20 protein-coding genes are annotated in these 19,929 nt (G+C 70.9%); 3 read left to right on the forward strand and 17 right to left on the reverse strand.

The genetic code is table 11. From position 1 onward, the window contains the following. Positions 1–9: 9 nt before the first annotated feature. Genes nuoK through ACFV46_RS03905 form a run of 11 tightly spaced genes read right to left on the reverse strand, consistent with a single transcriptional unit; the run spans position 10 to position 10,878 of the window. A complete protein-coding gene (nuoK, locus tag ACFV46_RS03855) occupies positions 10–309 on the reverse strand; it encodes an NADH-quinone oxidoreductase subunit NuoK (protein WP_062664186.1) in 300 nt (99 codons plus the stop codon). Next, a complete protein-coding gene (locus ACFV46_RS03860; protein ID WP_361925543.1) occupies positions 306–1,151 on the reverse strand; it encodes an NADH-quinone oxidoreductase subunit J in 846 nt (281 codons plus the stop codon). The genes nuoK and ACFV46_RS03860 overlap by 4 nt, the downstream gene beginning before the upstream one ends. Further along, positions 1,148–1,798 (reverse strand): NADH-quinone oxidoreductase subunit NuoI, encoded by a 651-nt coding sequence (gene nuoI / locus ACFV46_RS03865; RefSeq protein WP_385496909.1) that lies wholly within the window; start codon positions 1,796–1,798, stop codon positions 1,148–1,150. The genes ACFV46_RS03860 and nuoI overlap by 4 nt, the downstream gene beginning before the upstream one ends. Further along, positions 1,791–3,158, reverse strand: coding sequence for an NADH-quinone oxidoreductase subunit NuoH (gene nuoH / locus ACFV46_RS03870; protein WP_385496910.1), 1,368 nt, complete (start codon positions 3,156–3,158; stop codon positions 1,791–1,793). The genes nuoI and nuoH overlap by 8 nt, the downstream gene beginning before the upstream one ends. After that, on the reverse strand, positions 3,155–5,659 hold the full coding sequence (locus ACFV46_RS03875) for an NADH-quinone oxidoreductase subunit G (RefSeq protein WP_385496911.1): 2,505 nt from the start codon (positions 5,657–5,659) through the stop codon (positions 3,155–3,157). The genes nuoH and ACFV46_RS03875 overlap by 4 nt, the downstream gene beginning before the upstream one ends. Then, positions 5,656–7,005, reverse strand: a complete 1,350-nt coding sequence (nuoF, locus tag ACFV46_RS03880) for an NADH-quinone oxidoreductase subunit NuoF (RefSeq protein WP_385496913.1) — start codon at positions 7,003–7,005, stop codon at positions 5,656–5,658. Before nuoF ends, ACFV46_RS03875 begins: the two co-directional genes overlap by 4 nt. After that, complete coding sequence (nuoE, locus tag ACFV46_RS03885) at positions 7,005–7,877, reverse strand: NADH-quinone oxidoreductase subunit NuoE (protein WP_361925533.1); 873 nt, start codon at positions 7,875–7,877, stop codon at positions 7,005–7,007. Before nuoE ends, nuoF begins: the two co-directional genes overlap by 1 nt. Beyond that, complete coding sequence (locus ACFV46_RS03890; RefSeq protein WP_361925531.1) at positions 7,874–9,196, reverse strand: NADH-quinone oxidoreductase subunit D; 1,323 nt, start codon at positions 9,194–9,196, stop codon at positions 7,874–7,876. The genes nuoE and ACFV46_RS03890 overlap by 4 nt, the downstream gene beginning before the upstream one ends. Beyond that, on the reverse strand, positions 9,193–9,954 hold the full coding sequence (locus ACFV46_RS03895; RefSeq protein WP_385496914.1) for an NADH-quinone oxidoreductase subunit C: 762 nt from the start codon (positions 9,952–9,954) through the stop codon (positions 9,193–9,195). The genes ACFV46_RS03890 and ACFV46_RS03895 overlap by 4 nt, the downstream gene beginning before the upstream one ends. Next, the gene (locus ACFV46_RS03900; protein ID WP_030494814.1) at positions 9,951–10,505 is read right to left on the reverse strand and encodes an NADH-quinone oxidoreductase subunit B family protein; all 555 of its coding nucleotides are present in this window, start codon (positions 10,503–10,505) and stop codon (positions 9,951–9,953) included. Before ACFV46_RS03900 ends, ACFV46_RS03895 begins: the two co-directional genes overlap by 4 nt. Before the next feature lie 13 nt (positions 10,506–10,518). Continuing rightward, positions 10,519–10,878 carry an NADH-quinone oxidoreductase subunit A gene (locus ACFV46_RS03905; RefSeq protein ID WP_030950624.1) on the reverse strand — a complete coding sequence of 120 codons (360 nt, stop codon included), beginning with the start codon at positions 10,876–10,878 and terminating at the stop codon, positions 10,519–10,521. A gap of 711 nt (positions 10,879–11,589) precedes the next feature. Between ACFV46_RS03905 and ACFV46_RS03910 the strand changes: the two genes are divergently transcribed. Continuing rightward, complete coding sequence (locus ACFV46_RS03910) at positions 11,590–12,411, forward strand: C40 family peptidase (RefSeq protein ID WP_361925527.1); 822 nt, start codon at positions 11,590–11,592, stop codon at positions 12,409–12,411. Positions 12,412–12,497: 86 nt separating this feature from the next. Here the strand turns inward: ACFV46_RS03910 and ACFV46_RS03915 are convergent, their stop codons facing one another. Further along, positions 12,498–13,832, reverse strand: a complete 1,335-nt coding sequence (locus ACFV46_RS03915; protein ID WP_385496915.1) for a geranylgeranyl reductase family protein — start codon at positions 13,830–13,832, stop codon at positions 12,498–12,500. Positions 13,833–13,852: 20 nt separating this feature from the next. Between ACFV46_RS03915 and ACFV46_RS03920 the strand changes: the two genes are divergently transcribed. Together ACFV46_RS03920 and ACFV46_RS03925 are read left to right on the forward strand one after the other, a co-directional pair. After that, on the forward strand, positions 13,853–14,407 hold the full coding sequence (locus ACFV46_RS03920; protein ID WP_385496916.1) for a GNAT family N-acetyltransferase: 555 nt from the start codon (positions 13,853–13,855) through the stop codon (positions 14,405–14,407). Between the two features lie 83 nt (positions 14,408–14,490). Then, complete coding sequence (locus tag ACFV46_RS03925) at positions 14,491–14,829, forward strand: PASTA domain-containing protein (RefSeq protein WP_385496917.1); 339 nt, start codon at positions 14,491–14,493, stop codon at positions 14,827–14,829. Here the strand turns inward: ACFV46_RS03925 and ACFV46_RS03930 are convergent. From ACFV46_RS03930 to ACFV46_RS03950, 5 genes are all read right to left on the reverse strand, one after another. After that, positions 14,816–15,511, reverse strand: coding sequence for a demethylmenaquinone methyltransferase (locus tag ACFV46_RS03930; RefSeq protein WP_385496919.1), 696 nt, complete (start codon positions 15,509–15,511; stop codon positions 14,816–14,818). The two genes, ACFV46_RS03925 and ACFV46_RS03930, sit on opposite strands and share 14 nt — an antisense overlap. Before the next feature lie 61 nt (positions 15,512–15,572). Continuing rightward, positions 15,573–16,172, reverse strand: a complete 600-nt coding sequence (locus tag ACFV46_RS03935; protein WP_361925517.1) for a hypothetical protein — start codon at positions 16,170–16,172, stop codon at positions 15,573–15,575. Positions 16,173–16,179: 7 nt separating this feature from the next. After that, a complete protein-coding gene (gene mqnC, locus ACFV46_RS03940; RefSeq protein WP_385496920.1) occupies positions 16,180–17,379 on the reverse strand; it encodes a cyclic dehypoxanthinyl futalosine synthase in 1,200 nt (399 codons plus the stop codon). A 70-nt stretch (positions 17,380–17,449) separates the two neighbouring features. Then, complete coding sequence (locus ACFV46_RS03945) at positions 17,450–18,187, reverse strand: prepilin peptidase (RefSeq protein ID WP_385496921.1); 738 nt, start codon at positions 18,185–18,187, stop codon at positions 17,450–17,452. After that, positions 18,187–19,791 (reverse strand): serine/threonine-protein kinase, encoded by a 1,605-nt coding sequence (locus tag ACFV46_RS03950; RefSeq protein WP_385496922.1) that lies wholly within the window; start codon positions 19,789–19,791, stop codon positions 18,187–18,189. Before ACFV46_RS03950 ends, ACFV46_RS03945 begins: the two co-directional genes overlap by 1 nt. Positions 19,792–19,929 lie beyond the last annotated feature (138 nt).

The raw sequence follows: 19,929 nt of genomic DNA on the forward strand, positions 1-19,929 counted from the left end.
TCCGACCCCTCAGAGCTTCATCAGGCTGGCGTCGTCGACCGAGGCCGAGTGGCGGGAACGGAACAGCGACACGATGATCGCGAGCCCGACGACGACCTCCGCGGCGGCCACGACCATCGTGAAGAAGGCGATGATCTGGCCGTCCAGATTGCCGTGCATCCGGGAGAACGCCACCAGCGTGAGGTTGCAGGCGTTGAGCATCAGCTCGACGCACATGAAGAGGACGATCGCGTTGCGCCTGATCAGCACGCCGGTGGCGCCGATCGTGAACAACAGGGCCGCGAGGTAGACGTAGTTGACCGGGTTCACTTGGACGCCTCCTCCGGACGCTTGAAGGTGGACGGCTCGATCGCGGTCCGCTCCAGGCGCTCCGCCGCACGCTGCTCCAGCGCCCGCAGGTCGTTGAGCGCCTCGCTGGACACGTCCCGGATCTGCCCGCGCTCACGCAGCGTCTTGCTGACGGTGAGGTCGGACGGGGTCCCGTCGGGCAGCAGACCGGCGATGTCCACGGCGTTGTGCCGGGCGTAGACGCCGGGCGCCGGGAGCGGCGGTACGTGCTTGCCGGCGCGCACGCGCTCCTCGGCCAGCTCGCGCTGGGTCTTGGCGCGCTCGGTGCGCTCGCGGTGCGTGAGCACCATGGCGCCGACCGCGGCGGTGATGAGCAGGGCGCCCGTGATCTCGAACGCGAAGACGTACTGCGTGAAGATGAGGGTGGCCAGGCCCTCCACATTGCCGTTCGCGTTGGCCTGCGCGAGGCCGTCGAACTGGCGCAGCGAGGCGTTCCCGATGCCGGCGAACAGCAGGATGCCGAAGCCGAGGCCACACAGAAGGGCCAGCCAGCGCTGGCCCTTGATGGTCTCCTTCAGGGAGTCCGCGGCCGTCACGCCGACCAGCATCACCACGAAGAGGAACAGCATCATGATCGCGCCGGTGTAGACGACGATCTGCACGACGCCCAGGAAGTAGGCGCCGTTGGCCAGGTAGAACACCGCGAGGATGATCATCGTGCCGGCGAGGCAGAGCGCGCTGTGCACGGCCCTCTTGAGGAAGACGGTGCACAGGGCGCCCAGTACGGCGACGGTGCCGAGGATCCAGAACTGCACGGCCTCGCCGGTGGAGGTGGAGTAGGCGGCGGCGATCTGGGCGCTCATCGGCCGACCACCTTCCCCGACGCCGGCTCGTCCTCGCCGAAGGTCGAGGCGCCCTCCTGCGGGACCTCGCCCTTGGAGACCGCGACCTGCCGGGTCGTGCCCGGCGCGGCCTCCGTCACCAGACCCCGGTAGTAGTCCTGCTCGTCGGTGCCGGGGTAGATGGCGTGGGGCGAGTCGACCATGCCCTCCTCCAGACCGGCGAGCAGCTGCTCCTTGGTGTAGATGAGGTTGGCGCGGCTGGAGTCCGCCAGCTCGAACTCGTTGGTCATCGTGAGCGCGCGTGTGGGGCACGCCTCGATGCACAGGCCGCACAGGATGCAGCGGGCGTAGTTGATCTGGTAGACGCGGCCGTACCGCTCGCCGGGCGAGTAGCGCTCCTCGTCGGTGTTGTCGGCGCCTTCGACGTAGATGGCGTCGGCGGGGCAGGCCCAGGCGCACAGCTCGCAGCCGACGCACTTCTCCAGGCCGTCCGGATGGCGGTTGAGCTGGTGCCGTCCGTGGAAGCGCGGAGCGGTGGTCTTCTCCTGCTCCGGGTACTGCTCGGTCAGCCGCTTCTTGAACATGGCCTTGAAGGTCACGCCGAAGCCGGCCACGGGGTTCTGGAAGCCGTGCTTCGTCTGCCCGGTCTCCTTTGGCTCCTCAGCCATCGGACGCCTCCTTTCCATCCAGAGATCCGTCACTGTGAGTATCGGACCCGCCACTGACAATCAGCTCCCGCTCCCGGCGCGGCCGGCGCCGCGGGACGGGCGGCAGCTCCTGTCCGGGCAGCGGCGGTACGGGGAAGCCCCCGGCCATCGGGTCGAACGCGGCGGGTTCCTCGTCGGTCCGGGCCGCGCCCTTCGCCTTCTCGCGGAAGAGGTCCGCGATGACGGAGAGCAGCAGGAGCGCGATGACTCCGCCGCCGATGTAGAGGGCGATGTCCGCGAAGTCGTAGTTCTCGTTGCGCAGGGTCCGCACGGTCGCGACCAGCATCAGCCAGACGACGGAGACCGGGATGAGGACCTTCCAGCCGAGCTTCATCAGCTGGTCGTAGCGGACGCGGGGCAGGGTGCCGCGCAGCCAGATGAAGAAGAACAGCAGCAGCTGCACCTTGATGACGAACCAGAGCAGCGGCCACCAGCCGTGGTTCGCGCCCTCCCAGAAGGAGCTGATCGGGTACGGGGCCCGCCAGCCGCCCAGGAAGAGCGTCACGGACACCGCCGAGACCGTCACCATGTTCACGTACTCGGCGAGCATGAACATCGCGAACTTGATGGACGAGTACTCGGTGTTGAAGCCGCCGACCAGGTCGCCCTCGGACTCCGGCATGTCGAAGGGGGCACGGTTGGTCTCGCCGACCATCGTCACGATGTAGATCAGGAACGACACCGGCAGCAGGACGATGTACCAGCGGTCGTGCTGCGCCTCGACGATCGCGGAGGTGGACATCGACCCGGAGTAGAGGAACACGGAGGCGAACGCGGCACCCATGGCGATCTCGTAGGAGATCATCTGCGCGCAGGAGCGCAGACCGCCGAGCAGCGGGTACGTCGATCCGGAGCTCCAGCCCGCGAGCACGATGCCGTAGATGCCGACCGAGGCGACCGCGAGGATGTAGAGCATCGCGATCGGCAGGTCGGTGAGCTGCATCGTGGTGCGCTGGCCGAAGATCGAGATCTCGTTGCCGGCCGGGCCGAAGGGGATCACCGCGATCGCCATGAAGGCCGGGATGGCCGCGACGATCGGCGCGAGGACGTACACCACCTTGTCGGCGCGCTTGACGATGACGTCTTCCTTGAGCATCAGCTTGATGCCGTCGGCGAGCGACTGGAGCATGCCCCAGGGGCCGTGCCGGTTGGGGCCGATGCGCAGCTGCATCCAGGCGACGACCTTGCGCTCCCACACGATGGAGAACAGCACGGTCACCATCAGGAAGGCGAAGCAGAACACCGCCTTGACGACGACCAGCCACCAGGGGTCGCGGCCGAACATCGAGAGGTCCTCAGCGGCGAGGGAGTACGCGCTCATGCCTCCACCTCCTCGGGGGCCTCGGACGTGAGGGTCGCCGGGCCGATGCGGACGAGTGAGCCGGGCAGCGCCCCGGTGTCGGAGGCGACGCCCGCGCCCACGGAGTTCAGCGGCAGCCACACCACCCGGTCGGGCATCTCCGTGACCAGCAGCGGCAGTTCGACGACTCCGATGGGCCCGGTGACGGCGAGCACGTCGCCGTCCTTCACGCCCGCCTCGGCGGCCGTGGCGGCCGACACGCGCGCGTGGGCGGCGTGCCGGGTGCCGGCGAGCGCCTCGTCGCCCTGCTGGAGCAGACCCTGGTCGAGCAGGAGCCGGTGCCCGGCGAGGACGGCCTCACCGGCCGCCGGACGCGGCAGCTGGGCGGCGATCTCCAGCGGCTGGTCGGCGCGCGGGCCGTCCCAGGGGCCGAGCCGGTCGATCTCCGCGCGCGTGGTGCGCAGATCGGGCAGCCCCAGGTGCACGTCCATGGCGTCGGCCAGCATCTGCAGGACGCGCGCGTCGGTCGGGGCCGGCCGGCGGGTCATCTGGTCGGGCTTCAGCGCGGCCTCGAAGAAGCGCACCCTGCCCTCCCAGTTGAGGAAGGTGCCGGCCTTCTCGGCGACGGCGGCCACCGGCAGCACCACGTCGGCGAGCTCGGTCACCTCGCTGGGCCGCAGCTCCAGCGACACCACGAAGCCGACCTCCGCGAGTGCCTCACGCGCGCGTGCCGGGTCCGGCAGGTCGGCGACCTCGACGCCCGCGACCAGCAGGGCCTGGAGCTCGCCGCGCGCGGCGGCCTCCACGATCTGGCCGGTGTCGCGGCCGTAGCGGGACGGGAGTTCGGCGACGCCCCACAGGGCGGCGACCTCGTCCCGCGCGCGCGGGTCGGTCGCGGGACGCCCGCCGGGCAGCAGCGACGGCAGCGCGCCCACCTCGACGGCGGCCCGCTCCCCGGCCCGGCGCGGGATCCACACCAGCTGGGCGCCGGTGGCGGCCGCGGCCCGTACGGCGGCGGTGAGCCCGCCCGGGACGGCGGCAAGCCGTTCACCGACGGCGATCACGGCACCCTCGGTGCGCAGCGCCCCCGCCGCCTCGGCGCCCGGGCCCTCCAGGCCGGTGCCGGCGGCCAGCGCGTCCAGCCACTTGGTCTCGGTGCCGGGAGCGGCGGGCAGCAGGGTGCCGCCGGCCTTCTCCAGCCCGCGGGTCGTGTGCGTCGCCAGGGAGAAGACCCGCTGGCCGTGCTTGCGCCACGCCTTGCGCAGCCGCAGGAAGACGCCGGGTGCCTCCTCCTCGGCCTCGAACCCGGCCAGCAGGACGGCGGGCGCCTTCTCCAGGGAGGTGTAGGTGACTCCGCTGCCGTCGAGGTCGCGTCCCCGGCCGGCGATCTGCGCGGCGAGGAAGTCGGCCTCCTCGCCGCTGTGCGCCCGCGCGCGGAAGTCGATGTCGTTGGTGTCGAGGGCCACCCGCGCGAACTTGCTGTACGCGTAGGCGTCCTCGACGGTGAGCCGGCCGCCGGTCAGCACACCGGTCCGGCCGCGCGAGGCGAGCAGCCCCTGGGCGGCGATCTGGAGCGCCTCCGGCCAGGACGCCGGTTCGAGGTCGCCCTCGGCGTTGCGTACCAGCGGGGTGTCCAGCCGGTCACGCTGCTGGGCGTAGCGGAACGCGAACCGCCCCTTGTCGCAGATCCACTCCTCGTTGACCTCGGGGTCGTTCGCCGCGAGGCGCCGCATGACCTTGCCGCGCCGGTGGTCGGTGCGGGTGGCGCAGCCGCCCGAGCAGTGCTCGCACACCGACGGCGAGGAGACCAGGTCGAAGGGCCGGGAGCGGAATCGGTACGCCGCCGAGGTGAGCGCGCCGACCGGGCAGATCTGGATGGTGTTGCCGGAGAAGTACGACTCGAACGGGTCGCCCTCGCCGGTGCCGACCTGCTGGAGGGCGCCGCGCTCGACCAGCTCGATCATCGGGTCGCCCGCGACCTGGTTGGAGAACCGGGTGCAGCGGGCACACAGTACGCACCGCTCACGGTCGAGCAGCACCTGCGTGGAGATCGGGACGGGCTTCTCGTACGTGCGCTTGCGGCCCTCGAAGCGGGACTCGGCGGCGCCGTGCGACATCGCCTGGTTCTGCAGCGGGCACTCGCCGCCCTTGTCGCAGACGGGGCAGTCCAGCGGGTGGTTGATGAGCAGGAGCTCCATCACACCCTTCTGCGCCTTCTCCGCGACCGGCGAGGTGAGGTGCGTCTTCACGACCATGCCGTCGGTGCACGTGATCGTGCAGGACGCCATCGGCTTGCGCTGGCCCTCGACCTCGACGATGCACTGGCGGCAGGCGCCGGCCGGGTCGAGGAGCGGGTGGTCGCAGAAGCGCGGGATCTCGATGCCGAGCTCCTCGGCGGCCCGGATGACCAGGGTGCCCTTGGGCACGCTGATCTCGGCGCCGTCGATCGTCAGCGTCACGAGGTCCTCCGGCGGGACCGCCGCCTCTCCCCCTCCGGAGGGAGCGCTGGTGGTCACAGTCATGCGTTCACCTCCGTGCGGTGGTCGGCCCAGGCCGTCGACCTGGCCGGGTCGAAGGGGCAGCCACGGCCCGTGATGTGCTCCTCGTACTCCTCGCGGAAGTACTTCAGCGAGGAGAAGATCGGCGAGGCGGCGCCGTCGCCGAGGGCGCAGAAGGACTTGCCGTTGATGTTGTCGGCGATGTCGTTCAGCTTGTCGAGGTCGCTCATCACGCCCTTGCCGGCCTCGATGTCGCGCAGCAACTGCACGAGCCAGTACGTGCCTTCGCGGCAGGGCGTGCACTTGCCGCAGGACTCGTGGGCGTAGAACTCGGTCCAGCGGGTGACGGCGCGGACCACGCAGGTCGTCTCGTCGAAGCACTGGAGCGCCTTGGTGCCGAGCATGGAGCCGGCGGCGCCCACCCCTTCGTAGTCGAGGGGGACGTCGAGGTGCTCGTCGGTGAACATCGGCGTGGACGAGCCGCCCGGCGTCCAGAACTTCAGCCGGTGCCCGGGCCGCATGCCGCCGCTCATGTCGAGCAGCTGGCGCAGGGTGATGCCGAGCGGGGCCTCGTACTGGCCGGGGCTGGCGACATGGCCGCTGAGCGAGTACAGCGTGAAGCCCGGGGACTTCTCGCTGCCCATCGAGCGGAACCACTCTTTGCCCCGGTTCAGGATGGCGGGAACCGACGCGATCGACTCGACGTTGTTCACCACAGTGGGACAGGCGTAGAGACCTGCCACAGCCGGGAAGGGAGGACGCAGTCGCGGTTGCCCACGGCGGCCCTCGAGCGAGTCGAGCAGCGCGGTCTCCTCACCGCAGATGTACGCGCCGGCGCCGGCGTGCACGGTGAGTTCGAGGTCGAGTCCGCTGCCCAGGATGTCCTTGCCGAGGTAGCCCGCCGCGTAGGCCTCGCGCACGGCCTCGTGCAACCGCCGCAGGACGGGGACGACTTCACCCCGCAGATAGATGAAGGCGTGCGACGACCGGATGGCGTAGCACGCGATCACGATGCCCTCGATGAGGCTGTGCGGGTTCGCGAAGAGGAGCGGGATGTCCTTGCAGGTCCCCGGCTCCGACTCGTCGGCGTTGACAACGAGATAGTGCGGCTTTCCGTCTCCCTGCGGGATGAACTGCCACTTCATCCCGGTGGGGAATCCCGCGCCGCCGCGCCCGCGCAGACCGGAGTCCTTGACGTAGGCGATCAGGTCGTCCGGCGACATGGCGAGCGCCTTGCGGAGCCCCTCGTACCCGTCGTGCCTGCGGTAGACGTCGAGCGACCAGGACCGGTCCTCGTCCCAGAAGGCCGACAGCACGGGTGCGAGCAGCTTCTCGGGACTGTTCTCCTTCAGCTCCGGTGCCAATGTCATCACTCCCCCTCCTCGGCGACAGGCCCTGCCGGGTGGGCCGGGTCGGACGCGGACGAATCCTGCGGCGCGTCGTGCGAGCTGAGGTGTTCAGCCGGCGACGGGTGGTGCACGGTCCTGTCCTGCTGCTCGTCGTGCGGGCCGCCGTCGCGCGGGTGGACCACACGCGCGGGCGCGGCCTCCCCCCTCGCGAGGCGCAGGCCCACCAGTGACGCCGGTCCGGCGCTGCCGCCCTCCTCGACGGCACCGGGCCGCTCGTCGGGGAAGCCGGCGAGGATCCGGGCGGTCTCCTTGAAGGTGCACAGGCGGGCCCCGCGTGTGGGCGCCACGTCACGGCCGGCACGCAGGTCGTCGACGAGCCGCTTGGCGCTGTCGGGGGTCTGGTTGTCGAAGAACTCCCAGTTGACCATCACGACCGGGGCGTAGTCGCAGGCCGCGTTGCACTCGATGTGCTCCAGGGTGACCTTGCCGTCGCCGGTGGTCTCGCCGTTGCCGACGCCCAGGTGCTCCTGGAGCTCCTCGAAGATGGCGTCGCCGCCCATGACCGCGCACAGCGTGTTGGTGCACACGCCCACCTGGTAGTCGCCGGAGGGCTTGCGGCGGTACATGGTGTAGAAGGTCGCGACCGCGGTCACCTCGGCCGTGGTCAGGCCGAGCATGTCCGCGCAGAACCGCATGCCGGTGCGCGTGACGTGCCCCTCCTCCGACTGCACCAGGTGCAGCATCGGCAGGAGGGCGGACCGGGAGTCCGGGTAGCGCGCGACGATCGCCCGCGCGTCGGTCTCCAGCCGGGCCCGGACGTCGTCCGGGTAGGCCGGCGCGGGCAGTTCGGGCATGCCCAGGCTGACGCCCCGCTCGGAAGATGAGGTGGTCACCGGTCGACGCCTCCCATCACGGGGTCGATGGACGCGACGGCGACGATGACGTCGGCGACCTGGCCGCCCTCGCACATCGCCGCCATGGCCTGCAGGTTGGTGAAGGACGGGTCGCGGAAGTGGACCCGGAAGGGGCGGGTGCCTCCGTCGGAGACGGCGTGCACCCCGAGCTCGCCCTTGGGCGACTCGACGGCCGCGTAGGCCTGTCCCGGCGGGACGCGGAAGCCCTCGGTGACCAGCTTGAAGTGGTGGATCAGGGCCTCCATGGAGGTGCCCATGATCTTCTTGATGTGGTCGAGGGAGTTGCCGAGCCCGTCGGGGCCCAGGGCGAGCTGGGCGGGCCAGGCGATCTTCTTGTCGCTGACCATGACCGGGCCCGGCTCGAGCCGGTCCAGGCACTGCTCGACGATCCCGAGCGACTGGCGCATCTCCTCCAGGCGGATCAGGAAGCGCCCGTAGGAGTCGCAGGTGTCGGCGGTCGGGACCTCGAAGTCGTAGGTCTCGTAGCCGCAGTACGGCTGCGTCTTGCGCAGGTCGTGCGGGAGGCCGGTGGAGCGCAGGATCGGGCCGGTGGCGCCGAGGGCCATGCAGCCGGCCAGGTCGAGGTAGCCGACGTCCTGCATACGGGCCTTGAAGATGGGGTTCCCGGTGGCGAGCTTGTCGTACTCCGGGAGGTTCTTCTTCATCTTCTTCACGAACTCGCGGATGTGGTCCACCGCGCCGGGCGGCAGGTCCTGCGCGAGTCCGCCGGGGCGGATGTACGCGTGGTTCATCCGCAGGCCCGTGATGAGCTCGTAGATGTCGAGAATCATTTCACGATCACGGAATCCGTAGATCATGATCGTGGTGGCGCCGAGCTCCATGCCGCCGGTGGCGATGCACACCAGGTGGGAGGAGAGCCGGTTCAGCTCCATCAGGAGCACGCGGATGATCTTGGCGCGCTCGCTGATCTGGTCCTCGATGCCGAGGAGCTTCTCGACGGCGAGACAGTAGGCGGTCTCGTTGAAGAAGGACGTCAGGTAGTCCATGCGCGTCACGAACGTGGTGCCCTGCGTCCAGGTCCGGTACTCGAGGTTCTTCTCGATGCCGGTGTGGAGGTAGCCGATGCCGCAGCGGGCTTCGGTGACCGTCTCGCCCTCGATCTCCAGGATCAGGCGCAGCACTCCGTGGGTGGACGGGTGCTGGGGGCCCATGTTGACGACGATGCGCTCGTCGTCGGCCTTGGCCGCGGACTCGACGACCTCGTCCCAGTCGCCGCCGGTGACCGTGTAGACGGTGCCCTCGGTGGTCTCACGGGGCGATGCTGACTGCGTGCTCACGAGTACGACCTCCGCTGGTCCGGAGCCGGGATCTGGGCGCCCTTGTACTCGACGGCGATGCCGCCGAGGGGGTAGTCCTTGCGCTGCGGGTGGCCCTGCCAGTCGTCCGGCATCATGATCCGCGTCAGGGCGGGGTGACCGTCGAAGACGATGCCGAAGAAGTCGTACGTCTCGCGCTCGTGCCAGTCGTTCGTCGGGTACACGGAGACGAGCGACGGGACGTGCGGGTCGCTGTCGGGGACGCTGACCTCCAGGCGGATCAGCCGGTTGTGGGTGATCGAGCGCAGGTGGTAGACGGCGTGCAGCTCGCGGCCCTTGTCGTGCGGGTAGTGGACGCCGCTGACGCCCGTGCACAGCTCGAAGCGCAGGGCCGGGTCGTCGCGCAGGGTCCGGGCGACGCGGAGCAGGTGCTCGCGTTCGATGTGGAAGGTGAGTTCGTCGCGGTCGACGACCGTCTTCTCGATGGCGTTGTCGGGCAGCAGGCCCTGTTCCTCCAGTGCGCCCTCGAGTTCGTCGGCGACCTCGTCGAACCAGCCGCCGTAGGGGCGGCTCGCCGGTCCCGGGAGGCGGACCGAGCGGACCAGGCCGCCGTAACCGGAGGTGTCGCCGCCGTTGTTGGCGCCGAACATGCCGCGCTGGACGCGGATCTCCTCGCCGCCCTGGCCCCGCTGGCCGGGGAGGTTGGAGGCGGACAGGTCCTTCTCGGGGTTCGCCCCGTTCGACCCGTTCGCCCCGTTGGTGCCGTTGGCGTCGCTCACCGCAGCAGCCCCTTCATCTCGATCGTGGGCAGGGCCTTGAGCGCCGCTTCCTCCGCCTCACGGGCCGCTTCCTCGGCGTTGACCCCGAGCTTGGAGCCCTGGATCTTCTGGTGCAGCTTGAGGATGGCGTCCATCAGCATCTCGGGCCGTGGCGGACAGCCCGGGAGATAGATGTCGACCGGGACGATGTGGTCGACGCCCTGGACGATCGCGTAGTTGTTGAACATGCCGCCCGAGGAGGCGCAGACCCCCATGGAGATCACCCACTTGGGGTTCGGCATCTGGTCGTAGACCTGCCGGAGCACCGGCGCCATCTTCTGGCTGACCCGGCCGGCGACGATCATCAGGTCGGCCTGGCGCGGCGATCCGCGGAAGACCTCCATGCCGAAGCGCGCCAGGTCGTAGCGGCCGGCGCCGGTCGTCATCATCTCGATGGCGCAGCAGGCGAGGCCGAAGGTGGCCGGGAAGACGGACGCCTTGCGCACCCAGCCCGCGGCCTGTTCGACGGTGGTCAGCAGGAATCCGCTCGGCAGCTTTTCTTCGAGTCCCATGTCTAAAGGCCCCTCAGTCCCATTCCAGGCCGCCGCGCCGCCATACGTACGCGTACGCGACGAAGACGGTGAGCACGAAGAGCAGCATCTCCACGAGCCCGAAGATCCCCAGGGAGTCGAAGGTGACGGCCCAGGGGTAGAGGAAGACGATCTCGATATCGAAGATGATGAAGAGCATCGCCGTCAGGTAGTACTTGATGGGGAAGCGCCCGCCGCCGGCCGGCGTGGGGGTCGGCTCGATTCCGCACTCATAAGCCTCGAGCTTGGCCCGGTTGTACCGCTTCGGACCGATCAGCGTGGCCATGACCACGGAGAAGATCGCAAAGCCTGCCCCGAGGGCTCCCAGTACGAGGATGGGCGCATACGCGTTCACCGCTCCTCGCTCCTCTCAGTCGGCACTGACTGCTGGCGGTTGCACTGGGCTCACCCGCCCCACCGGTCCCACGAACACCGCTCGTCCCGGCGAAGATCGAGAACATGTGAAGCAGGTCACAAGCCCAACTGCCTCGCATCTTATGCCTGCCGGTCTGTGATCTGCGACACGGGGTATTGCACAAGCTTTGTGATCTCCACCACCTGACGAACGATCATGAACACGGATGAGCGGTGATCTTCGCACGTGAAGCGTCCGAGTGATCACCAGAGGTGACATTTTCGCTCGTCGGCGCAGCTCAGAGGGGGCGTCTCCATATCAAGAGGCTTCCCGTGCATGCAAATTGGAGTTGGACCGGAAGACTTGATAGAGGACCGCGTTCACACATCAGAGGGAGCGGCGGGGACCGATGTGGACGCGTGCGCGCGTTCACGAAGTCCGGAGGCGCGATCCGGGCACCGGACGCGCACGAGCCCGTGACCGTTGCGTGACCTCCGCCACACCTGTCAGGGGTCCGTGAGAACCGGGCTTGGCCACTGGTCCCAACCAGTGGTAAGCGCGGGGCAATTCGGACTTAATGATGAAAGACCGTGATCACGGGCAGGATGAGGGCCGTCCGCAATGTCCGTTACGGCGTCAATAAAGGGCGCTCCGCCGGGAATTTGGGGCGTCCGTTGAACAACTGTGGCGCAGCCCACGTTTCTTGAAGGTATGGAGGAGCCCCTGATACCGGTTGTACCCATGTCCCACACCGCTCACATACGCAGCCACCGGAAGCCCCGCCGCACCGCGTCGACCACGATCGCGATGCGCGCCGGAGTTGCCGGTGGCGTCCTCAGCATGGCAGCGGCTGGTGCTGCGGCCACGGCGAACGCCGCCGAGCCGGTCACGCAGACCATCGAACTGCCCACCCTCTCGGGGGACCTGGCGGACCAGCTCGCCCAGTCCGCGGACGCCACGCAGCTGGCGGCGGCGAACTACGAGCTCGAGGCCGAGCGTGACGCGGCCGCCGCCGCGGCGGCCGAGGAGGCCAAGAAGGACCTCGCCCAGGCCAAGAAGAAGGCCGAGGCGAAGAAGAAGGCCGAGGAGGCCCGTAAGGCCGCCGCAGAGGCCGCCGCGTCCCGCAGCACGGAGCGCGCCACCCTGTCCGCCTCCGCGAGCGTCTCCGCCCCGGCGAGCGGCAGCGTCGCGACGGTCATCTCGTTCCTCAAGGCCCAGGTCGGCGACGCGTACGTCATGGGTGCCACCGGCCCCAACGCGTGGGACTGCTCCAGCCTCGTGCAGGCCGCCTTCAAGCAGGTCGGCGTCGACCTGCCGCGGGTCTCCCAGGACCAGTCGATGGCGGGCACCGACATCCCGCTGTCGCAGATCCAGGTCGGCGACATCCTCTACTGGGGCGGCAAGGGTTCCGCCTACCATGTGGGCGTCTACATCGGTAACGGCCAGTACCTGGACGCGGCCAACCCCTCCAAGGGCGTCGTCATCCAGGACCTGTCGGGTTACCCGGCGTCGGGCGCGGTCCGCGTGCTCTGAGCCGTAGAAGATCGACGTGAGGGCCGCAGCCGCTCGGGGGCAGCGGCCCTCACGCGTGCCCGGGGGGCTCCCCCGGGCGGGGCCGGTCAGGCCTTCGGGGCCACCTTGCTCAGGCCGTTGATGATGCGGTCCATCGCGTCGCCGCCGGTCGGGTCGGTGAGGTTCGCCAGGAGCTTCAGCGTGAACCTCATCAGCATCGGGTGGGTCAGACCGCGCTGGGTGGCGATCTTCATGACCTTCGGGTTGCCGATGAGCTTCACGAAGGCGCGGCCCAGCGTGTAGTAGCCGCCGTAGGTGTCCTTGAGGACCCGCGGGTAGCGCTGGAGGGCCATCTCCCGGCCCGCGGGGGTCGAGCGGGCGTGCGCCTGGACGATGACGTCGGCGGCGATCTGCCCGGACTCCATGGCGTAGGCGATGCCCTCGCCGTTGAAGGGGTTCACCAGGCCGCCGGCGTCACCGACGAGGAGCAGGCCCTTGGTGTAGTGCGGCTGGCGGTTGAAGGCCATGGGCAGGGCGGCGCCGCGGATCGGGCCCGTCATGTTCTCCGGGGTGTAGCCCCAGTCCTCCGGCATCGAGGCGCACCACGCCTTCAGGACCTCGCGCCAGTCGAGTTCCTTGAAGGAATCGGAGGTGTTGAGGACGCCGAGTCCGACGTTGGACGTGCCGTCGCCCATGCCGAAGATCCAGCCGTAGCCCGGCAGCAGACGGTCCTCGGGACCCCGGCGGTCCCACAGCTCCAGCCAGGACTCCAGGTAGTCGTCGTCATGGCGGGGGCTCTCGAAGTACGTCCGCACGGCGACGCCCATCGGGCGGTCCTCGCGCCGGTGCAGGCCCATCGCGAGGGACAGCCGGGAGGAGTTGCCGTCGGCGGCGACGACGAGCGGCGCCCGGAAGGTGACCTCGCGCTTCTCCTCGCCGAGCTTGGCGTGCACGCCGATGATCCGGCCCGTGCGGTCGTCGAGGATCGGGGCGCCGACGTTGCAGCGCTCGTAGAGCCGGGCGCCCGCCTTCTGGGCCTGGCGGGCGAGCTGCTCGTCGAAGTCGTCGCGCTTGCGGACGAGTCCGTAGTCGGGGAAGGAGGCGAGATCCGGCCAGTCCAGCTGGAGGCGCACGCCGCCGCCGATGATCCGCAGGCCCTTGTTGCGCAGCCAGCCGGCCTCCTCGGAGATGTCGATGCCCATGGCGACGAGCTGCTTGGTGGCGCGCGGGGTCAGCCCGTCCCCGCAGACCTTCTCCCGGGGGAACTCGGTCTTCTCCAGGAGCAGTACGTCGAGTCCGGCCTTGGCGAGGTGGTACGCGGTGGTGGAGCCGGCTGGGCCCGCTCCGACGACGATGACATCGGCGGTGTTTTCGGAGAGGGGCTCGGTCACGGCGGGAACTCCCCAAGGTTCGAAATCTGCGTGCCGACGGGCACTGGACATGGGCAGTCTATGCAGCAGAATTGATCACCCGGCTGAAGGGCTGCCCTGTGAACCGAGCTCTGCCCGTAGTACGGCTGCGTGTGCCCACCGACGAGGACGCGGTGGCCTGGCACCGGGCCTTCGCCCATCCCGACGTCATGGAGTTCCGCGGCGGCCGGGCCGCCGAACTCTCCGTCTACGAGGAGCTCACCGCCCGCCAGCGCCGGCACGACGCCGAGCGCGGCTTCTGCCTGTGGACGATGCTCGACGAGGACGACCGCGTCATCGGCTTCACCGGCGCCCAGCCCTGGGAGCGGGAGTGGGGTCCCACCGGGCAGATCGAGATCGGCTGGCGGCTGGCCCGGGAGCAGTGGGGCAAGGGGTATGTCACGGCGGCCGCGCGGCAGACGCTGGAGCGGGTCCGGGCCGCCGGGGTGCCGGAGGTCGTCGCGATGGTCGACGCCCGCAACGAGCGGTCGATAGCGGTGACACGGCGGCTGGGCATGCGGCTCGCGGAGGTGTTCGCCACGCCGGACGACCGGCGGGGGCACTGCTACCGGCTCGATCTGAACGCCCCGGCCACGCACGCAGAGTAACCGACTGTCACAGAAAGACACGTGGCGCTTCCGGACGGCACCCCCGGCGGTCTACCCTTCAAGGACCGCTGGGGGTGACATCCGTGCACACAACACCCACGACACCCGAGGTGCGGGTCCCGCGACTCGTCGGGCTGATGGCCATGGACGCCCGCGAGGCGGCCAAGTCCCACGGCCTGTCCCTGACCGCACCCGACCGGCCGGACTTCGCTCTCGTCGTCGTCGACTACGTCGTCCGTCAGTATCCGCGGCCCGGCACCCCGGTGCCGCGGGACTCGACGGTCGCCGTCTGGTTCGACTTCGGCGAGGGAGAGGGCGGCGGAGGAGTCCGCGAGCCGCGCATACCGCGCCCGCCGTCGGGCGGCAGGCCCCGCGCGCTCGACGAGCCCGGCGACCCCTACCCCGTGGTCAGCTCTGCTTGAACCCGCGGTGCAGGGCGACGACCCCGCCCGTCAGGTTCCGCCAGGCCACCTTGGACCAGCCCGCCTTGGTCAGCCGCTCGGCGAGGGCCGGCTGGTCGGGCCAGGCACGGATGGACTCGGCGAGGTAGACGTACGCGTCCGGGTTCGAGGAGACCGCGCGGGCGGCCGGCGGCAGTGCGCGCATCAGGTACTCGGTGTAGACGGTGCGGAAGGGCGCCCACGTCGGGTGCGAGAACTCGCAGATGACGACGCGGCCGCCGGGCCGGGTCACCCGGTGCATCTCGCGCAGGGCGCTGTCGAAGTCCTGCACGTTGCGCAGCCCGAAGGAGATCGTCACGGCGTCGAAGGTGTCGTCCTTGAACGGCAGCTTCGTCGCGTCGCCCGCCGTGTACGGCAGCCAGGCGTTGTTCCGCTTGCCGACGCGGAGCATGCCCTGGGAGAAGTCGCAGGGGACGACGTAGGCGCCGGTGCGGGCGAAGGGCAGGGACGACGTGCCGGTGCCGGCCGCCAGGTCCAGGACCTTCTGCGCGGGCCGCGCGTCGACCGCCTTCGCGACCTCCTTGCGCCATCGCCGGTCCTGCCCGAGGGAGAGCACGTCGTTGGTCAGGTCGTACCGTTCCGCGACGCCGTCGAACATCGAGGCGACTTCATGCGGCTGCTTGTCCAGGGATGCGCGCGTCACGGGCCCATTCTTGCAGCCGCTCCCCGGTCCGCCCGCGGCGGCTTCCCGGACGGCCGCGCGGTCAGCGCCGGCGGTGCACCAGACGGCCTGCCACGACGGTGGCCACGCAGGTGGACGCGCCCTCCCGGACGAGGGCCGCGCGGTCGGGCACGTCGAACACCGCGAACCGCGCGGGCTTCCCGGCGGCGAGGCCCGGCAGCAGGACGAGCGGCACCGGGGAGAGCGCCGGGGGGCCGGGCAGGGACGCCGGGCGTCCCGCCAGGGCGAGCCCGGCCCTGCGGACCGCGTCCAGGGCCTCACGGCCGCGTAGTTCACCGGCGATCGCGACCGTGCCGTGCGCCAGCAGGCGCTGGACGCCGCGGCGGGCGCTGGCTCCCCGCACGGACGGTCCCGCGCCGAGGAGGTCCCGGGCGCGCTCGCCGAACAGCGGCTCGGTGCCGAGCCGGTCCGCCTCGCGCGGGTCGGGATGGTAGGCCTGCTCCAGGAGTTCCGGGCCGTACGGGTTGAGCAGTCCGGGTGTCAGGATGCCGGGCCACTTCCGCAGCCGGGCGTCCGGGTGGGCGGCGGCCAGTTCCTCGTACGGGCCGACGGCGGCGATGTGCGCGCCGTCGACCAGGACGGCGTTCCCGGGCGAGGCGTCGGCGACGTGAAGGGTCAGCACGGGGACGTCAGTTGGAGGCGAGGATCTTCAACTCGGGGTGGGCCGTGCCGCCCTCGATCGCCGTCGAGGAGATGTGGGACATGACGCGGCTGTCGACGGGGTCGTTCGCCGGGTCGTCGTGCACGACGAGGTGCTCGTACGTCGTCGAGCGCTGGGCCGGGACCCGTCCCGCGGAGCGGATCATGTCGATCATCTCCTGGAGGTTGGAGCGGTGCTTGGCACCGGCCGCCGAGACGACGTTCTCCTCCAGCATGACCGAGCCCAGGTCGTCCGCGCCGTAGTGCAGCGTCAGCTGACCCGCGTCCTGGCCGGTGGTCAGCCAGGAGCCCTGGATGTGGGCGATGTTGTCCATGAACAGCCGGGAGATCGCGATCATCCGCAGGTACTCGAAGATCGTGGCCTGCGTGCGGCCCTTCAGGTGGTTGTTCATGGGCTGGTACAGGTACGGGATGAAGGCCCGGAAGCCGCCCGTGCGGTCCTGCACGTCACGGATCATCCGCAGGTGCTCGATCCGCTCGGCGTTGGTCTCACCGGTGCCCATCAGCATGGTGGAGGTGGACTCCACGCCCAGGTTGTGGGCGGTCTCCATGATCTCCAGCCAGCGCTCGCCGGACTCCTTCAGCGGCGCGATGGCCTTGCGAGGGCGCTCGGGGAGCAGCTCGGCGCCGGCGCCGGCGAAGGAGTCGAGGCCGGCCGCGTGGATGCGCCGGATGGCCTCCTCCACGCTCACCTTGGAGATGCGGGCCATGTGCTCGACCTCGCTCGCCCCCAGACTGTGGATGACGAGCTGCGGGAACTCCTTCTTGATGGCCGCGAAGTGCTTCTCGTAGTACTCGACGCCGTAGTCCGGGTGGTGGCCGCCCTGGAACATGATCTGGGTGCCGCCGAGTTCGACGGTCTCGGCGCAGCGGCGCAGGATGTCGTCGAGGTCGCGGGTCCAGCCCTTGGCGGTGTCCTTCGGCGGGGCGTAGAAGGCGCAGAACTTGCACGCCGTGACGCACACGTTCGTGTAGTTGATGTTCCGCTCGATGATGTACGTCGCGATGTGCTCGGTACCCGCGTAGCGGCGGCGGCGCACGGCGTCGGCGGCGGAGCCGAGCGCGTGCAGCGGGGCGTCGCGGTAGAGGTCGAGCGCTTCCTGCGGAGTGATCCGCCCGCCCGCTGCGGCACGGTCGAGGACGGACTGGAGGTCGGCCTTCTCGGTCACCGGGGGCGTCCCTTTCGTCAAGGTCGGGCAGATCGGACCAGCGTACGCCAGGGGCCCGGCACGGCCGACGTCAGGCCGCGTACGCCCCGATCAGCACCCCTGCCAGCGCCCCGCCGAGCAGGAACGGGCCGAAGGGGATCGCCGAGGTGCGGCCGGCGCGGCGCAGCGCGACCAGGCCCCAGCCGTACAGCGCTCCGGAGAGGAACCCGGCGAAGGTGCCGAGCATGACGGTCGGCCAGCCGTACCAGCCGAGGACCGCGCCCGCGCCGAGCGCCAGTTTCACGTCGCCGAAGCCCATGCCGTCGGGGTTGAGCAGATGCAGGCCGTAGTAGAAGGCGCCGAGCGCGAGGGACGCGGCCACGGCGGTGGGCCAGTGCCCGGCGTGTTCGGGGAGGGCGGCGACCAGGCCCAGCAGGGCGAGCGCGCCGCCCGCGAGGGGGAGGGTGAGCGGGTCGGGGAGGCGGCGCACCCGCAGGTCGACGAGCGTCAGGAGGACGCCGGCGGGCGCCAGCAGCAGCCAGGCGCCCAGCTCGGGCCGGGTGCCGGTGGCGGCGGCGAGGGCGGCGCAGACGGCGGCGGTGACGAGGACGGGCACGGTGGCGCCGGGGCCGTACCGGGTACGGGACCCGCACTGCCGGCAGCCGGCCGGCCCGAGCCATCCCAGCACCGGGTGGCCGTCCGGGCAGTGCGCCCGCCACGGCTCCTCGTCGGGCGCGGAGAAACGGTAGGCGGCGCGGGGCAGCAGGGCCCCGGCGAACGCCCCCCACAGCGCGGCCACGGCGACGACGACCGGGGTGCCCACCTCCATCAGCCGCTCCCCTCGCCGGTCTTGGACAGACGGGCCTCGGGCTCGCCCTCCGCCGAGCTCTCCGAGTGGTAGACGAGGTCGTCGCCGTCGGGTGTGATGCGGACGGTGTGCGGCTCCGGGTTGCAGCCGGCGTGGTTGCCCTTCGCGCCCACGGACGTGACGACGAGCTGTTTCGCCGTCACCTCCTTCAGGGTGAGGACGTCGTTGCAGACCCCGCCGAGCAGGTCGGTCTGGCGCAGCCTGCCCACCTCCCCGCCGACCTCGGCCTCGTGCACGGTGAGCCGGAAGGTGCCGGCGGGCAGGGAGCCACCCACGGCCGTGGCCTTCCCCTCCCAGGTGCCGAGGTAGCGGGCGGGGACGGAGCCCTCCGCCCTGCCCGGCGCCCGGGACGAGGCGGCGTCGGAGCCCGCGCTCGTGTCCGGGTCGTCCGTACCCCGGCCCGGCATCCCGTCGAGGACGACGACGGTGCCGAGCGTGACGGCGGCGAGGGCGCCGGCGACGGCCAGGGTCACCGTGCAGCTCACCCGGCGCCCGCGCGCCGCGACGGTCACCCCCGGCCCGCCGGGCGGGGACGTCTCGGTGGAGCCACCGGGCGCAGGCACCGCGTCCCGGGGCGCGGGCACCGGGGCGGGCATCACCGGGGCGGGACCGAACGCGCCGACGGTGACCGGCCGGCTGAACTCCACGGGTCCGGACGGGGCGTCCTCACCGGCCTCCAGGTTCAGCAGCCGTACGGCGCCCCGGCTGACCTGCTCGACCAGCGGGCCGGGCAGCCAGCCGCCCGCCACCAGCCGGGCCGCGCCCTCGGGCGCCAGCCGCGCGGCCAGCTCGCCCGGGGTGGGCCGCGCCCCCGGCTCCTTGGCGAGGCACTGGGCGACCAGCTCGCGCAACGTGTCGTCCAGGGCGTCGAGTTCGGGTTCCTCGTGGACGACCTTGTAGAGCAGGGCCGCCGAGGTGTCCCCGGAGAACGGCGGCTCGCCGGCCGCCGCGTAGGCGAGCACGGCGCCCAGCGAGAAGACGTCGGCCGCGCCCGTGACGCCCTTGCCCAGGATCTGCTCGGGCGCCATGTAGCCGGGCGAGCCGATGGAGACGCCGCTGGAGGTGAGGGAGGCGGTGCCGTCCAGGGCCCGTGCGATGCCGAAGTCGATCAGCAGGGGGCCGTCCAGGGTGAGCAGGACGTTCGACGGCTTCACGTCCCGGTGCACCAGGCCCAGGTCGTGCACGGCGGCCAGCGCCTCCGCGAGTCCGGCGCCCAGGGCCCGTACGGACGGCGCGGGCAGGGCGCCCGAGTCGGCGACGGCACCCGACAGCGACGGGCCGGCCGCGTACCCGGTGGCCACCCAGGGCACCGGGGCCTCCGGGTCGGCGTCCAGCACGGGCGCCGTCCACGCGCCGCCCACCCGCCGGGCCGCCTCGACCTCGCGCCGGAAGCGGGTGCGGAACTCCTCGTCCAGCGCGAGGTGCGGGTGCACGATCTTGACGGCGACCGTGCGGCCCCCGGAGCTGCGGCCCAGGTAGACCCGGCCCATCCCGCCGGACCCGAGCCGGCCGAGGAGCCGGTACGGCCCCACGGCCGTGGGCTCGTCCATGCCGAGTGGCTGCATCGGCGTCCACCTCTCCCCCGTACGGCCCAGCGCCCCCGCGGACTTCGAGCAGATTAGTGCGGATCGGGTCCGCGGTCCGCGTCGCGGGCCGGAACCGCCGCCGCCGATCTTTCAGTCCGATGGGCGCGCGCCCGATGG

Source organism: Streptomyces sp. NPDC059852, assembly GCF_042731455.1.
In the GTDB taxonomy this organism is placed as follows: Bacteria; Actinomycetota; Actinomycetes; order Streptomycetales; family Streptomycetaceae; genus Streptomyces.